A 16,029-nucleotide genomic window follows, 5' to 3' on the forward strand; every position below is an offset into this window, starting at 1 on the left:
GCCCCGAAAAATCCCGACAATTTGAATCAAATCCGAACTGGCAATTTCAGCGGGCACGAGAACCTCCCGGTCCATCCTGATGGTCCAAATTTGCGGCAGGAGCCGGGAGACAGACGATGAGCGAGCTTGACCAGGGGCAGCGGGCGTTTTCAAGTTTCAGGGTTCTGAACGGCGAAGAAAACCACTCCGAACGCGACCAGTTGTTCCGTAACATGGCGCAGCTCTTCAGCTTCGTCTCCGCCCAGTGCGATGACGAGCAGGTCGCCCAATATGACGAAGTGCTGTGCCAGTTGGCCGAACTGGTCGAGGTGGAAGCGCGGGTGCATGTCGCCAAGCTGTTGGCGCCGCTCGAGCGGGCGCCCGGCACTGTGGTGGTCAAGCTGGCTAATGACGTCATCGAAGTGGCGCGGCCCCTGTTGGAATTTTCCAACGTGCTCAGCGATGACGACCTGATCGATATCATCAGCACGCATGGCGAGGCCCACCGGATGGCTATCGCCAGCCGCGTCAATGTCCCCGAGCGGGTCGGCGGCGCGATCGTCGAGCATGGCGGGACCTCCTCGGTGGTCCGGCTGGTGCGCAATCCGACCGCCGAATTCGATGCCGAGACCCTGCGCAAACTGGTGGCGCGCGCGCGGGCCGATGCCGAAATCGCCCATGATTTGCGGGCACGCACCGAGATCGATTGGTCCTCGCTGCGCGGCCAGATCGATGAGGCGGCCGGCAAGGTTCTGGAAGCGCTTGGTGACGTGGACACCCATGTCGACCCGATCGCCGCCGGCAAGGTCAATGCGGTGGTCTACAACCGCATGCGCAATCGGGCGGGCTTTTCGGCCACCGAATGGAAGCTGGCCTACAATCAGGTCAAGGCGCTCAGCGATCGCAAGCAGCTCGATGAGCGCGCGCTGGCCCGGTTCGCGCGCTTCGGATACGGCCACCATGCGGCGGCAGCGCTGACGGTGATCCTGCGGGTGGAGCCCGAAGTGTTCGTCAAATGGCTGGCCGGACAGGATTATGTGGCCATCACCGTGGCTTTGCGCGCCGCCGGCCTGACCTCGGAGCTGTTTGGGTCCATCGTCGGCATATTGCCCTGGCGCGACCTGCCCACCGAGATGGACAAGCGCAATGTGCTGGCCCGCTTCGAGGCGATCAGCCGCGATGAAGCGCTTGGAATCTTCGAATTGTGGCGTGCCCATTCGTTCCGCAAACGCGGCGCTGAGGACCGTGCGGCGACTGCTGCGGCACTCTAGCTCAATCGCAATTCCCGCTGGACCTCGCCAGCCAACCCGCTATTAGGCAACCCGCGTCCCTGTGGACGCGGGCTGCCGGGCCGGCTGCGGGGAACAGGCATGACACTTCCGACCATCGTGACGTTCTGGCACGGGCCAATGAGCTGGCTGGAGCGGCTGTGCGCCGTCTCGTTCGTGCGGCAGGGGCACCGGGTCGAAGTCTATGCCTATGAGCCGATGGACGATCTGCCGGACGGCGTCGTCTGGCGCGATGCGACCGAAATCCTGCCGCGCGACAAGCTGGTGTTCTACAAGGGCCGCGGCACGCCGGGGGTGTTTTCCGATTATTTCCGCATGAGCCTGCTCAAGGCGGAGCGCGGCATCTGGGCGGACCTGGATGTTTTTTGCGTGTGCCCCATCGCCGAGCCGCCGCCCTATCTGATGGGCTGGGAGCGCGAAGGCTCGGTCAACGGCGCGGTGCTGCTGCTGCCGGCGCAATCGGAATTGCTCGACAGATTGCTGGCCGTGTTCACCCAGACGAAGCGGCCACTGCTGGAGCCGCACCTGCCGATCGGACGGCGGCTGGAAGTGGCGGCGCGGCGGCTGATGGGGCAGGCGGTCCCGCCCGAATATATGCAATATGGCGCGACCGGGCCGTTTGCGTTGACGCATTATACGCGGGCGCTAGGGCTGACGGGGCAGGTGCAAGCGCGGGAGGTGTTTTATCCCGTGCGCTACGAAGAGATTCCGCGGCTGATGCAGGCGGGGAGCCGGCTCGAAACCTTCATCACGCCCCACACCCTTGCCGTACATATCTGGCGCAGCCAGATCACCAATCGCGGCCGCGCCGAGATGCCGGTGCCGGTGGGGGATAGTGCGCTGGGTGTGGTGTGTGCGGAGCTGGGGATTATTGTGGAAGGCTAGGGCGTTTGCGGAGCCAACCCCTCACCCTGATTTTCTGCTGAACGCAGAAAATCTGTCCCTCTCCCACAAGGGGCGAGGGCTGGCCTGGTGGTCGTCTAAGCCACGATGCCCCCTTCTCCCCTTGTGGGAGAAGGTGCCCGAAGGGCGGATGAGGGGTCTTGGATATCCGCCCCATAAATCCCTCTGGACCCCTCCGTCAAATCGGATATAAAGACATCTTTATATCTCGTGAGGGACGATGGCGGAGCTGGGGACATTGGTGGGATTGCTGAAGGCGGCGGGTGAAGGGACCCGATTGCGCCTGTTGGCATTGCTGTCCGATGGCGACCATTCGGTCAAGGACCTCACGGAAATTCTGCGCCAGAGCCAGCCGCGCGTATCGCGGCATCTCAAGTTGTTGGCGGACGCGGGGTTGGTGCAGCGCAATGCCGAGGGCGCGTGGGCCTATTACGGGCTGGCCGCCGGCGGGGAGGGCGCCGAGCTGGCACAGTGGCTCATCACCCGCGTCGATGACGCTGATCCCGAGCGCAAGCGCGATTGCGAGCGACAACACGCCGTGCGCGCGGCCCAGCAGGAACAGGCGGCGCAGTATTTTGCCAAGGTCGCCGGAAGCTGGGACCTGCTCAAGACCTTGCATGTACCCGAATCCGCCGTCGAAGCCGCCGTGGTGGAGGCGCTGGAGGGCAGGGTGGTCGAGCTCTTGGTCGATCTAGGCACCGGCACCGGGCGTATGCTGGAAGTGCTGGCGGGTTCCTATAAGCGTGGCGTCGGTATCGATGCGAGCCGCGAAATGCTGGCGGTGGCGCGCTCAAGGCTGGCGAATGCCGCGATCGGGCATGCGCAGGTTCGCCTGGGCGATATCGGCGCTCTTGATGCCAGCGTTGGTCCGGCCGATGTAATAGTTATCCACCAGGTGCTGCACTATTTCGACGATCCGGGCCGCATGCTGGCGCAGGCGCGGCGCCTGCTCAAACCGGGCGGGCAAATTGTCATCGTGGACTTTGCGCCGCATAACCTGGAATTCCTGCGCCAAGAGCATGCGCATCGCCGGCTTGGCCTGTCGCGGAGCCAGATGGAGACCTGGGCCGCCGCCATCGGCATGGAGGTCGATCTGGCGCGAGAATTTCCCAGCGACAACGGCGAAAACGGACTGACGGTCTGCCTCTGGCGGCTGAACGACAAGAACTGAAAGTTTTAGATCATGATTGACGACAACGCCCGCGCCAGCCGTTTGACCGCGGAAAAGCGGCCCGAATTGCAGCTCAGCTTCGAGTTCTTTCCGCCCAAGACCGACGTCATGGAGCAGAAGTTCTGGGAGTCGATCCACAAGCTGGCCCCGCTCAAGCCGCGCTTCGTGTCGGTCACTTATGGGGCCGGCGGCGGGACGCGCGAGCGCACGCTGCGCATGGTGTCCTCGATCAAGGCAGATACTGGAGTGGACGCGGCGGCGCACCTGACTTGTGTCGGCGCCTCGCGCGACGAGGTCGATGCGGTGGTGCGCGGCTATCAGGCGGCGGGGATTACCCGCATCGTGGCGTTGCGCGGCGATCCGCCGGAGGGCGTGGGCCAGCCGTTCACCGCGCACCCCGAAGGCTATCGCAATGCCGCCGAACTGGTGGAAGGTATCCGCAAGATCGGGGATTTCGATATCTCGGTCGCCGCCTATCCGGAGCGGCATCCGCAGAGCCCGGACTGGGATAGCGATATCGCCAATCTCAAGCGCAAGATCGATGCCGGTGCGACCCGCGCGATCACCCAGATGTTCTTCAAGAACGCCGATTACCTGCGTTATGTCGAGCGGGCCCGCGCGGCCGGGGTGACGGCGCCGATCGTGCCGGGCATCCAGCCGATCCACAGCTTCAAGCAGATTTCGGGCTTTGCGGCCCGCACCGGCGCGACCATTCCGGCCTGGATGGCCGAGCGCTTCGAGGGGCTGGAGGATGATCCGGAAACCCACGCGCTGGTGGCGTCGGCCGTTGCCGCAGAGCAGGTGATCGAGCTTCTCGACGAGGGCGTGACCGAGTTCCACATCTATACGCTCAACCGATCAAATCTCGCTTTGGCTCTTGCGAGGCTGTTAGGCAAGCGGCCCGATTAACCTTGCGTTCACCATAATCTGGTGCCATGAGGGCCGCGCTCGGCGGCCATCGAGCTTGAAGAAGCGTCGTTCAGGTCCCATTCAGGTCGCAGGGAGTGTCGTGGAAGACGGTGCCAGTTCACAAATTGGCCATGAAAACCGGCTTTGTCGCCCGTGAGGGCGGAGCAATTCGGGACTGGGAAACATGCAGATCAACCGCCGCATTACCAATGGTCTGGCCTGGGCAGGCCTGTTCGTCGTGGTCGCCGTACCGGTGGCTGACGCCGTTTCCCGGCAGTTGATGGGCGATGAGCCCCAGTTTGCCGTCGCCACCGTCGCTGAATTGCCGCGCGCGGAAGCCCCGGTTCCCGCGCCGCTGAGCCAGCGCCCCCATGCCCCGGTGATCGAGACGGCGGCGATCGCGCCAGCCCAGCCGCCCGTGGTCAAGCAGGTGGTTCCAGCCGCTGCCAAACCCGTCGCCGCTGCCAATCCGGTGGTCGACAGCTTCCTGTCCTCCGGCAAGAAATTGCCCTCCTATATCACCGGCGGCGATGACGAGCCGGCACAGGCCGTGGTCGCCCCCGCGCCCGCCAAGCCAGTGGCCCCGGCCGTGACCAAGCCCATCGTCGCCCCGGTCGAAACCGCAGTCGTGGCGCCGGCCAAGCCGGTTGTCGCCCCGGAGGCTCCGGTCGCCATCGACCCTGTCGAAGTGGCCGCACTGGCGCCGGCGAACATCGCACCCATGCCGATGCCGCTGTCGATGCGACCGACGCCGGTGACACGTCCGCTCGCCACCATGCCGCGCAATGACGATATTGTGTTGCCGCCCGAAGTGCTGGCCAACAACAATGCGCAACCGGCGGTCGTGGATGACCTGCGCGATTGGGAATCGGGCCCACTGTCCGAGTTCCTCGCCCGCCGCCGAGCACAGCAGCAATCCTCGTCGGCGACGGTGACCAGCGAGCGCGCTTTCCCGGACGGCTATTACGACGATAGCGCCGCTCCCCGTCCGCGCCGCGATGTTTATCTCGGGCCGGTGCAGGACGACGCGGTGTTTTTTCCATTCATCAACTAATCCGTAGAGCGGCCATGCACTCCTGACGGTGGACCGCCGCACTCTTGCGATATATGCTGGACGAACATATGCGGTGCTGCGTCGTCTGATGCGCGCCGCTTTCGTTTGGGAAAGGCTGCCGGAATGTTGAGCTGCGTGCGCAGGCCCGAAGAGAACCATGATGGCTGGCAGAGACTGACCGAATTCATCGGTTCGTTCAGCAAGCGCACGGGCGTCGTCGGCTCGGTGGTCAATATTCTGGACCCCGACACCTGGCTGCCGGGCGGGCGCGAGGCCGCGTTCACGCTGGCCCTGATTGCGCTCGCCGCCAAGATGGCTGTCGCCGACGGGGCCGTGACTGCGTCCGAAGTGCGGGCCTTCAACATGACGGTCGAGATCACCGCCGGGCAGGAGCCGCAGGTGGAGCGCCTGTTCAACCTGGCCAAGCAGGATGTGGCCGGCTACGAGCATTATGCGCGCAAGATCGGCCGGTTCTTCCAGGATAGCCCCGAAACGCTGGAGCATGTGCTCGACAGCCTGTTCTTCATCGCCACCGCCGATGGCATGGTGCATGAGGCGGAGCTGGATTACCTGCAGTCGGTCAGCGATATTTTCGGCTTCGATCCGGCGCGGTTCGAGCAGATGGCCAGCCAGCATGTGATGCTGGAAGAAGGCGTCGATCCCTATCTGGTGCTGGGGCTGGCCCCCAATGCGCCGCCGGATGAAGTGCGGCGGGTCTATCGCCTGCTGGTGGCCGAACATCACCCCGACCGGCTGATCGCCAAGGGCGTCCCCGAAGAGCTGATCGACGTGGCGACCGCCAAGATGGCGGCCATTAACCTCGCCTACCGGGCGATCACCAAGCCCCGTGTACAGCCGCTGCTCAGCGCCTAGAGCCCCTCACCCTGCTTGCTCCGCTGAACGCGTCGCAAGCTGTCGCTCTCCCACGAGGGGAGAGGGTGATGACTGAGAGCTTTCGATTCTTTCCCCTTCTCCCCTCGTGGGAGAAGGTGCCCGAAGGGGGGATGAGGGGCCTTGCTGCTTGACGACGCACGACGCCCTGCATACACGTCCCCCTGCCAGTTGACCGGGTGGCCGCTGCTGCGTGGGTAACTGCGCGGTGGAGGAAAGTCCGGGCTCCATCGAAACACGGTGCCGGATAACGCCCGGCGAGGGCGACCTCAGGGAAAGTGCCACAGAAAGTAAACCGCTCCGGCATGCCGGAGTAAGGGTGAAAGGGTGCGGTAAGAGCGCACCGCGGACCTGGCAACAGGGACGGCACGGTAAACCCCACCGGGAGCAAGACCAAATAGGGATGACGCGGGGCTTCGGCCCCAGCCTGTTTTGAGGCCAGATCATCCGGGTTGGTTGCATGAAACGCCTGGCAACAGGCGTTCAAGATGAATGGCCGCCACGTACGCATCGCAAGGTGCGTGCCCTACAGAACCCGGCTTACAGGTCAACTGGCGTTGATTTTCTGGGGGGCGGCGACCGCAAGGCCCGCTCGTCGCCCAACTGAGCTACTTCAGTTCTTGCGCGAGGCCGATGAGCAGCCCGCCGGGCCCGCGGATGTAGCAGAGCCGATACACGTCCTGATATTGCACCATTTCGTCGACGAGCTGCGCGCCGCGCTTGCTGAGCCTTGCAACTGTGTCGTCGACGTCTTCCACGGTAAACATGACGCGGAGGTAGCCCAGGGCGTTAACCGGGGCATTGCGGTGATCCTCAACGACTGGCGGCGTGAGGAAGCGGGATAGCTCGAGCCGGCTGTGCCCGTCCGGCGTGCGCATCATGGCAATCTCGACGTGCTGATCGCGCAGTCCGGTGACACGTCCGGACCATTCTCCTTCGATCGTGGCCCGCCCTTCGAGCTCAAGGCCGAGCTCGGCAAAGAACTCAATCGTCTCATCGAGGTCATCGACGACGATCCCTACGTTATCCATCCGTTTGATTGCCATGCTTCCAATCTCCAAGGTGTCGTCCAGGCCATAACTCATAAAACCGCTCGCGAGATGAGCAAGGGGTTTCATGAGTTTACGGTTTAGGTTGGAGATGGCCGGAAGGGCCTTTTTGGTGAATTACGAGGAGCGAGCAGTTCAAGATCGTCAAGACAGGCTGTTGGCCACTATGCGATCAGAAGGCACGTATCCAGGCTCAGCCAGCAGTTGAACAAGGCGATCCGGCAGGAGCGGGCGCGACAACAGGAAGCCCTGCAGGTGTGTGCATCCCATTGCCGTCAGTGCTCGACGCTGGGCGTCGTCCTCCACGCCCTCGGCCGTGACACTGAGGCCCATCGCCTTGCCCATATCGATCATGGCGCGCACGATCAGCATGAGAGACGGATCGTCGTTCAGTGACTTGATGAAGGCGCGATCAATCTTGATCTTGTCGATTTTGTAGTTGCGCAGGTAGCTGATCGAGGCGTAGCCCGCCCCGAAATCGTCAATCGCAATGCGAACGCCTGCGGCTCGCAATTTGCTCAGGGTGTCCTGAACCTGGGTCGAGCACTGCAGGAGGACGCCCTCGGTTATTTCGATCTCCAGCCGATCGGCTTCGAAGCCGATTTCGTGCAGAATTTTGAGGATCTGCTCGGCTAGGCCCGCCCGGTTCAACTGCACCGGCGAAACGTTGACCGCGATCCAGGGCAGGCCGATCTCCTTGGCAAGGACGCATGCGCGCCGAAGAACCCACAGTCCAAGCTCGTCGATGATCCCGGTTTCTTCGGCCAGTCCGATGAAAAACTCCGGGGAGATAAGACCCCGGACCGGGTGTTGCCAGCGACAAAGGGCCTCGGCACCAACGATGGTTCCGCCGCTGGCGCTAAAAATGGGCTGGTAAGCCAGATGCAGCTCATCCTGCATCAGGGCGTTTCGCAAATCGACCTCAAGGGTCAGGCGGTCCTTGCGGTCTGCATCCATGACCGGCTCATAGAGCGTGCAACGATTGCGCCCCGCTTTCTTGGAGTGATACAGCGCGACGTCGGCGCGTCGAGCCAGTTCCTCGGGGGAAATGGCACTTGGCGGTTCCACCGCAAAGCCCATGCTGACCGTGATGCTCATGATCCCGGTCGACAGCACGAATGGATCGGACAGCGCCTGCAGCAAGCGCTGGCATATCCATCTGGCATGACCATCGCTCACGATGCCCGGCTGGACCACGGCGAACTCGTCGCCTCCGAGCCTGGCCAAAGTCGCTTCTTCGGGCAATTCGACCAGAAGCCGGCGTCCGACTTCCCTGAGAAGCTCGTCCCCCGCGGCGTGGCCAAAGGTGTCGTTGACCTCCTTGAACCGATCGAGATCAACCGAGATTAGCAGCACTTTGCTTTCGGCAAGCGTCTGATAGTGCAGCGCTTCGCGCAGGCTTTGCTCAAACAGGATGCGATTGGCCGCGCCGGTCAGTGCGTCGTGCAGGGACAGGAAGCTGGCATGGGTCTGGCTGCTTTCCAGGCTCAGCGATGTTCGCCGAAGCCATGCCAGAAGACCGAAAATGCAGCCGCCCACCAGCACGATAGACATGATCCCCGGTAGCGCCACCTGCTGGAAAAGCTTTGCCGCGGGAGCCGGAGGCGACCACTGAATGTAAGCCAAGGGCCTGCCCAGCTCATCATTAAGAGCAACTGTCGCGCTGGACAAGGATGCGCCGACGGTCCTGATTCCCGGAATGCCAAAGCGTTGTGAAATAGGGTTCATGGCTTGCTCATTGAGCAGGACCACGGATGCCAGAAGCAGTGGATTGCCGGAGAAGCCTGCCGTGCTGGCAAATGCGTCGAGCGGCCGCACACTGATGAAAGCGAGACTACCGTCCTCCAGGCGCCGAAACCCAAAGCTTCCGGCGCTGAGCCTCTGCCCTCCGACCGTCGGCGCGGAAAGGTTGTAGGCGACCTGTGTGCTGAGCAAGGCCACGGCCTGGCGGTCAGATGACAATATTGCGCCATTGGCCTGTCGACCGTGCGAGCTGGCCTGCAAGACCGATCCGTCCAGGTAATAGACATAGACGCGGTCGTGGTTGAACTGCTGACTGATCCATTGGGCCAGACCGTTGGGGACCCAGGCAAATCGGCCATGCATGGAATAGAACACGCCGTCTGTCCGGTCTGCGGCGGTGCTTTGCTCCAGTTGAATGCGCTGGCCCATGCTCGCGACGTTGGTCGCTATGGCGCTCTTTTGTTCGTTGAGAGCCGCCGTGTCGATTTCCCGTGCCATCCAGGACGCGCAAAGCACCAGCGCGAGGACGAGAAAAGACCCAAATGCCAGCGAAATCCACGCGATATGGAAGGAGAGCCGGTGAGGGGCGGTTGTGGGAGGGATCATTTCGGCTCGCATCACAGTTACCCAGCATCCTAGAGGGGTGTGTTTGCGCGAGCCTTAATATTGATAATGCTTTGCGTTGTAGATGAAGAGCCCCTTAACGGCGGCGCGCATGATGACCTCAATCGTCCGTGGGATCCCGTGGCCTATCCCGGAAACTGCAACGACACGCTGGTGCCCGCCCCGCCGCCATAGCTGACAGTCGCGCCCAAGCTATGGGCCATGGCTTTGACGATGCGGCTGCCCAGGCCCGTGCCTTGCGGAGTGCCGGTGCCGTCCCAGCCGATGCCGTCGTCTTCGACACGCAGTTCGACACTCTCGCCGATACGGACCAGGCGGATGCGCACCTCGCCTTGCTGGTCGCGGTAGGCGTATTTCATGGCGTTGGTGACGAGTTCGGTGACGATGACGCCGACTGAGGCGGCCTTTTCGGTGGCGAGGGGGAAGCTGACCGCTTCGACATTGATCAGCGCGTGGTGACCGGCGGCCTTCATGGAGGCGTCGAGTTCGCCGGCGAGGCTGCGCAGATAGTCGCCGATCTCGACGGTGCGGACGTCGTCGGAGGTGTAGAGATGGCGGTGCACACCGGCGATGGCGGAAATGCGGGCCTGGGTTTCGGCCAGCGCGTTCTTGGCTTCGCTGCTCTGCAGGGCATTGGCCTGCAGGCCGACGAGCGCGGCGACCATGGCGAGGCTGTTGGCAACGCGGTGATTGACCTCGCCCAGCAGCATTTCGGCGCGCTCGCGGGCTTCGCGCATCTCCCGTTCAGCGAGCAACTTGGCCCGGTTAAGGCGGACCCGTTCGACGGCGTGGTCAATGGCGGAAGCCAGCAATTCCATGAGATCGTCGTCGAGGCTTTTGGCCACATAATCGGTAGCGCCCGATTTCAGGGCGGCGACGGCGACGGCGGTTTCGGCGGAGCCGGTCACATAGACCACGGCCGGATGGTCGCTGAGCGACGCCATCGCGGCCAGCACGTCAAGGCCAGTGCCGGTGGGCAGATAGTGGTCGAGGACGACGACGTCGATGCCACCATGCGCGATCCGGGTGAGACCGGTTTCCCCTGTGGCTGCATGTTCGAAGAAGTAGCCGCGCCGCTCCATGGCTTTCTGCACGAGGCGCGCGAGACCGGGATCGTCATCGATATAGAGCACGCGCGGAATGCGGTTGGGCATAGATCAGTCGGCCTTCGGAATCTGCATGACCGAGAAGAACAGGCCGAGCTGCTTGATGGCGTTGGCGAAGCCATCATAGTTCACCGGCTTGGTGATGTAGACATTGGCGCCCAGGTCGTAGCAGCGCTGGATTTCGCGCTGGTCGTCGGTGGTGGTGAGCACGACGACTGGGCAGCAGCGGGTGTGATCGTTGCCCTTGAGCTTTTCGAGGATATCGACGCCGGTCATGTCGGGCAGGTTGAGATCGAGCAGGATCAGCAATTGCCTTCCCTTGTTGACGAGGCCCGAGCCGTCTGCGCCGAGCAGGAAGGCCAGCGCGCGGGTGCCGTTGGTGAAGGGCAATATCTCGTTGGAGACGCCGGCGCGGCGGATATTCTTTTCGATCAGGCGGGCATGGCCCTCATCGTCCTCGATCATGACGATAGTGACCGGTTTGGCTTCGTTGCTCATTGCATGCTCCCGACGTGGTCGCGCAGATCGCGCGGCAGGCTGATGGTAAAAGTGGTGCCGGTCCCGAGTTCGGAGGCCAGCGTGATTTCGCCGCCCAGGCTGCGCACCATGGTGCGCACATGCGCGAGGCCTATGCCCTCGCCGGGCAGGCTCTGGGCGCCGGAGCGGCGGAACAGTTCGAACACGCGCTCATGGTCGGCGCCCGCGATGCCGCGGCCATTGTCCTGCACGTGGATGAGGATGCGATTGCCGGCGGCCAAGGCGGCCCTAACCGTGATGGTCAGTGGACGGGCGGCATCCTGGTACTTGACGGCATTATCCAGCAAATTGCCCAGAATCTGTTCCAGCGACAGCTTGTCGGAGACAATGCGCGGCACCTTCACGTCGCTCGTCACCGAACCGCCGTTTTCGCTGATCTGGTGATGCACGGCCGAGGTCGAGGTTTCGATGACCTCGTTGAGGTCGACCTGTTCGGGGCGCAGTTGGCGACGGCCCTCGAGGGAAATCTTCAGGATGGCGTTGATCAGGCCATCCATCTTGCGGGTGGACGAGCGGATGAAGCCGATTGCCTCGGGCAGGTCCTCGGTGGCGGCAAGGCGCGCCTCCTTCCAGCGCGGATCATCGCCGTCGTCATGGCCACTCATGTAGGATTGCAGCGTGCCGACGCTGCTTTCCAGCTCGGCGGTGAAGCCCATAATATTGACCAGCGGCGCGCGCAGGTCGTGGGTGACGATATAGGCGAAGCGCTGGATTTCCTCGTTGGCCTTGCCCAGATCGGCCGTTCGCTCGCGCACCCGCTCTTCGAGCCCGGTATTGGCGGCTTCGAGGTCGGCGCGCGCCCTGGCGATGTCGCGCGTATAGACCATGACGGTCCAGGCGGAGCCGCCCACCACCACGAAGATGACGAAGGCGCCGATGATGGTGACCCAGCGCAGCGCATTGGTGGAGCCGCGCTGGTCCTCGATGCCGGCTCTGATACGTTCTTCAGCCGACGAGATGATGCCGTCGAACAGAGTGCGGAGCTCGTCCATGGCATTCTTGCCGCGATCGGTCTCGATGATCGCCATGGCTTGATCGCGGTTGCCGGCCTGCGCCAGGGCAATCGTTTCGGTCAGTTCGGCGAGCTTGTCCGCGACACCGCCGCGCAAACCCGCCGCCGGGGCTTCGGGATAGGGCTTCAGCACCGTAACGACACGTTCGAGCAGGTCGGGGATCTGTGGAACCGCTTTATTGTAGGGCTCCAGATAGCGGTCTTCGCCGGTCAGCAAGAAGCCGCGCTGGCTGGTTTCGGCGTCTTGCAGGGCATTGCGCAGATTGATCGTGGCCGAGCGGATGATACGGGCTTCCAAGCCCTGGTCGAAATAAACCTGGTTGCGTTCGACCAGCCAGATCGTGGTGCCCACGATGGCGGCCAATGCCAGCAGGCCGACCAGCAGCAGCGCTGCGGTCGAGCGGACCAAGGCATTGCCGGAAATGGGCATTCAAAGGCGTTCCTTCACACGGGTCCACGTTCATGGCGCAAAGGCAAAAGGGGAGCAATATGCAAAGTTTAATTGTGCAGGTTTTCAGCGGGTGACGATGGGGTTGCCGACCGAAACATCGTGCCAAAACCCGAATGGGAAACAGAATCTTAAAACGTCTTGGTCAAAGTGCGCAGACTATGCGTACCGGTCCTGTCGGCCGGTGTTGGAGTTCGCCAGATGGGCAAGCGTTCCCTGCCCGATACCAGCCAGAATGCCGGACCCCATATTCCGGTGCTGCTCGATGAAGTGCTTGCGGCGTTGGCCCCCCTGGTCGGCGCGCGGATCGTCGACGGTACGTTCGGAGCGGGCGGGTATTCGCGCGCCCTGCTGCAGGCGGGCGCCCACGTCGTCGCCATCGACCGCGACCCCCGCGTCAAGCCCTTCGCCGATGCGCTGGCGGCCGAATTTCCCGACACTTTCACCTTCGTGCCCGGCACGTTTTCCGAGCTGGACACGCTAGCCGAGGCCCATGGCCCCATCGACGGCGTGGTGCTGGATATCGGCGTCTCTTCGATGCAGCTCGACGAGGCCGATCGCGGCTTTTCCTTCATGCGCGACGGACCGCTCGATATGCGCATGAGCGGGCAGGGCGAGAGCGCTGCCGACCTGGTCAACACGCTCGATGCCGAGCCGCTGGCTAATCTGCTCTATGCGTTTGGCGAAGAGCGCAAATCGCGGCGCATCGCGCAGTTCATCGTCACCGCGCGCGAAATTGCGCCGATCACCACGACGCTGGAACTGGCAAAAATCATCGAGAAGGCCATCGGCCGCAAGCCCGGTGACGCTCATCCGGCGACGCGCAGCTTCCAGGCGCTGCGCATCGCGGTCAATGGTGAGTTCGACCAATTGGTCGAGGGCCTGTTCGCGGCAGAACGACTGCTTCCCGAAGGCGGGCGGTTGGCGGTGATCACCTTCCATTCGCTGGAAGACCGGATTGCCAAGCGGTTCTTCGATCCCGACAAGGGCGGGCCGACCCAATCGCGGCATCTTCCGCAGGTGGAAACCGAGGCACGGCGCTGGATCGAGGTTCGTAAGGCCGTCACGGCCGGCGAGGCCGAGCTGGGCCGCAACCCCCGCGCGCGCTCATCGACCTTGCGCTCGGGCCAGCGCTCGGACGCGCCCGCGCGGCCGGTGCGCCTCGACGGATTGGGTGTGCCCCAGGTCAGGGGCGCCGCATGATCCGCAATATCAATATCATCCTGATCTTCACCAGCGTGGTCATGCTGTCGGGCGTCTATGCGCTCAAATTCGCCATCGAGCACACCGCCAGCGAGCGCACCGCGCTGATTGCCCTGATCGATAGCCAGGAGGGCGACCTCTCGGTGCTCAAGGCCGATGAAGCGGTGCTGAACCAGCCCGGGCATATCGAGCCCATCGTCAAACGCCATCAGGAGGCGCTGGCCATCGTGCCGGTGGCCCAGAAGCAGTTTGGCGCTTTCGCCGATCTGCCGATGCGGCCGGCCCAGCCCGACAATGCGGCGCTGGACGCCTTACTGGCCTCGCTCGATGCGGGTGTCGATCCGATTGATGCGATCCTGACTTCTGAAGGTATCGAGTAATGGCGATCACCGCCGACGATTTCGCCCCGACCATTGCGCTCGACGGCACCCGCAAGGTGCGCGGAAACATGACCCAGGCGCGGCTGCGCTGGGTTATCCTCGCGATCGTGTTGGGCTTTGCCACGGTCGGCGGTCGGCTGGTGCAACTGGGCATGATCCAGCCTGACAATTCCATCGAAGGGGTGGCGCGCTCCGAGATCACCGCAACGCGGCCGCCGATCCTCGATCGAAATGGCCTGGAAATGGCCGTCGATATCCGCGTGCCCTCGCTTTATGCCGAGCCGCGCCGCATCATCGACGTGGAAGAAGCCGTCGCCAAGCTGCGCACCGTGCTGCCCAATCTGAGCGAAAGCTGGCTGCGCAGCCGGCTGACCGGCGACAAGGGCTTCGTGTGGTTGCAGCGCGAGTTGAGCCCGGCCATCGAAGAGCGGGTGATGCGGCTGGGTATTCCCGGCATCGAATTTCTGACCGAATCCAAGCGCTTCTATCCGGGCATGAACGAGGCGTCGCACATCCTTGGCTCGACTAATATCGACAATCAGGGCATTGCGGGTATCGAAAAGCACATGGACGTCGAGGACGTGGCACTGCTGCAGGACCTGGGCCTGGCGCGCGGTAATGCGCTGGCGCCGGTGGAACTCTCGATCGACATGCGCGTGCAGCACATCGTGCACGAGGAAATGGTCGATGCGCTGACCCGCTACAAGGCGATCGCGGCGGCCGGCGTGATGATGGACATCCATACCGGCGAAATCATCGCCCTGGCCTCGGTCCCCGATTTCGATCCCAACGATCCGTCGAGCGCTCTGGTCAAGGACAGCTTTAACCGCATCACTGCCGGCATTTACGAGCTGGGGTCGACCTTCAAGACCATTACTATTGCGGGCGCCATCGATAGCGGGGCGGTGACGCTCAACGATCAGTTCGATGCACGGTTCGGCATTCGCTACGGCCGCTATACGATCGACGATTTCCATGGCAAGCACCGCATCCTGTCGGTGCCCGAAATCTACAAATACTCCTCCAATATCGGCACAATCCGCGTCATGCAGGCGATGGGCAAGGAGAACTACCGCGCGTTCCTGACCCGCATGGGGCTGGATACGCGCGTGCCGTTCGAGCTGCCGGAAATGCGGCTGCCGAACGTGCCGAAAAACCCGTCGGACATCAGCGCCGCCACCATGAGCTTCGGGCATGGTCTGAGCGTTTCACCGCTGCACATGGCGGTGGCGATGTCGGCCATCGCCAATGGCGGCAATTACATCGCGCCCACGCTCTATCGGCGCAGCCTTGAGGAAGCGCAGTCGGAATATGTGCGCGTCCTCAAGCCCGAGACCAGCCGGGACATGCGCTACTTGATGCGGCTCAACGCGCTGGAAGGCTCGGGCAGCCAGACCGAAAAAGTGTCCAAGGGCTACCGCATCGGCGGCAAGACCGGCACGGCCGAAAAAGTCGAGAACGGCGTCTATTCGCACAGCAAGGACTTCAACGTGTTCGCGGCGGTGTTCCCGATGGACGACCCGCAATATGCCCTGGTTGTGGTGGTGGACGAACCAAAGCCGGAAAATGCCCAGTCGGGCGATACAGCAGGCTTCAATGCGGGCATGATGAGCGGTCGCATCGTGCAGCGCGTCGCTCCAATGCTGGGCATCGCCCCCAATTTCAGCCAGGCGCTCGACGATGCCATGGTTCCTCCCAATCTCATCAGATAGATTGATCCAGAAGGATAGC

14 protein-coding genes and 1 other RNA gene are annotated in these 16,029 nt (G+C 63.0%); 10 read left to right on the top strand and 5 right to left on the bottom strand.

Annotated elements, in window-relative coordinates; translation table 11 throughout:
- The first annotated feature begins 116 nt into the window (after positions 1-116).
- From JWR51_RS03905 to rnpB, 7 genes are all read left to right on the top strand, one after another.
- Complete coding sequence (locus JWR51_RS03905) at positions 117-1,250, top strand: DUF2336 domain-containing protein (protein WP_299743950.1); 1,134 nt, start codon at positions 117-119, stop codon at positions 1,248-1,250.
- A gap of 99 nt (positions 1,251-1,349) precedes the next feature.
- The gene (locus tag JWR51_RS03910) at positions 1,350-2,153 is read left to right on the top strand and encodes a hypothetical protein (protein WP_299743952.1); all 804 of its coding nucleotides are present in this window, start codon (positions 1,350-1,352) and stop codon (positions 2,151-2,153) included.
- A 259-nt stretch (positions 2,154-2,412) separates the two neighbouring features.
- Positions 2,413-3,342: a metalloregulator ArsR/SmtB family transcription factor gene (locus JWR51_RS03915; RefSeq protein ID WP_299743954.1), complete on the top strand. Its 930-nt coding sequence runs from the start codon at positions 2,413-2,415 to the stop codon at positions 3,340-3,342.
- A 12-nt stretch (positions 3,343-3,354) separates the two neighbouring features.
- On the top strand, positions 3,355-4,251 hold the full coding sequence (metF, locus tag JWR51_RS03920; protein WP_299743956.1) for a methylenetetrahydrofolate reductase [NAD(P)H]: 897 nt from the start codon (positions 3,355-3,357) through the stop codon (positions 4,249-4,251).
- Positions 4,252-4,435: 184 nt separating this feature from the next.
- Positions 4,436-5,305 carry a hypothetical protein gene (locus JWR51_RS03925; protein ID WP_299743959.1) on the top strand — a complete coding sequence of 290 codons (870 nt, stop codon included), beginning with the start codon at positions 4,436-4,438 and terminating at the stop codon, positions 5,303-5,305.
- 135 nt (positions 5,306-5,440) lie between these two features.
- A complete protein-coding gene (locus JWR51_RS03930; protein ID WP_299743962.1) occupies positions 5,441-6,178 on the top strand; it encodes a DnaJ family molecular chaperone in 738 nt (245 codons plus the stop codon).
- 185 nt (positions 6,179-6,363) lie between these two features.
- An RNA gene (gene rnpB / locus JWR51_RS03935) (RNase P RNA component class A) lies at positions 6,364-6,755 on the top strand.
- 49 nt (positions 6,756-6,804) lie between these two features.
- On the opposite strand, the gene JWR51_RS03940 is transcribed toward rnpB, so the two are convergent.
- The 5 genes from JWR51_RS03940 to JWR51_RS03960 form a co-directional block, all read right to left on the bottom strand.
- Positions 6,805-7,242: a VOC family protein gene (locus tag JWR51_RS03940; protein WP_299743965.1), complete on the bottom strand. Its 438-nt coding sequence runs from the start codon at positions 7,240-7,242 to the stop codon at positions 6,805-6,807.
- 147 nt (positions 7,243-7,389) lie between these two features.
- Positions 7,390-9,594 carry an EAL domain-containing protein gene (locus JWR51_RS03945; protein WP_299743968.1) on the bottom strand — a complete coding sequence of 735 codons (2,205 nt, stop codon included), beginning with the start codon at positions 9,592-9,594 and terminating at the stop codon, positions 7,390-7,392.
- Positions 9,595-9,737: 143 nt separating this feature from the next.
- A complete protein-coding gene (locus JWR51_RS03950) occupies positions 9,738-10,766 on the bottom strand; it encodes a histidine kinase dimerization/phosphoacceptor domain -containing protein (protein ID WP_299743971.1) in 1,029 nt (342 codons plus the stop codon).
- A 3-nt stretch (positions 10,767-10,769) separates the two neighbouring features.
- Complete coding sequence (locus JWR51_RS03955) at positions 10,770-11,216, bottom strand: response regulator (RefSeq protein WP_299743974.1); 447 nt, start codon at positions 11,214-11,216, stop codon at positions 10,770-10,772.
- The gene (locus JWR51_RS03960) at positions 11,213-12,697 is read right to left on the bottom strand and encodes a CHASE3 domain-containing protein (protein ID WP_299743977.1); all 1,485 of its coding nucleotides are present in this window, start codon (positions 12,695-12,697) and stop codon (positions 11,213-11,215) included. The genes JWR51_RS03955 and JWR51_RS03960 overlap by 4 nt, the downstream gene beginning before the upstream one ends.
- A gap of 219 nt (positions 12,698-12,916) precedes the next feature.
- Between JWR51_RS03960 and rsmH the strand changes: the two genes are divergently transcribed.
- Genes rsmH through JWR51_RS03975 form a run of 3 tightly spaced genes read left to right on the top strand, consistent with a single transcriptional unit; the run spans position 12,917 to position 16,010 of the window.
- On the top strand, positions 12,917-13,918 hold the full coding sequence (rsmH, locus tag JWR51_RS03965; protein WP_299743980.1) for a 16S rRNA (cytosine(1402)-N(4))-methyltransferase RsmH: 1,002 nt from the start codon (positions 12,917-12,919) through the stop codon (positions 13,916-13,918).
- Positions 13,915-14,298, top strand: a complete 384-nt coding sequence (locus JWR51_RS03970) for a hypothetical protein (protein ID WP_299743982.1) — start codon at positions 13,915-13,917, stop codon at positions 14,296-14,298. The genes rsmH and JWR51_RS03970 overlap by 4 nt, the downstream gene beginning before the upstream one ends.
- Complete coding sequence (locus JWR51_RS03975; protein WP_299743983.1) at positions 14,298-16,010, top strand: penicillin-binding protein 2; 1,713 nt, start codon at positions 14,298-14,300, stop codon at positions 16,008-16,010. Before JWR51_RS03970 ends, JWR51_RS03975 begins: the two co-directional genes overlap by 1 nt.
- The last annotated feature ends 19 nt before the right edge of the window (positions 16,011-16,029 follow it).

The organism is Devosia sp. (genome assembly GCF_028290625.1).
Lineage (GTDB): Bacteria > Pseudomonadota > Alphaproteobacteria > Rhizobiales > Devosiaceae > Devosia.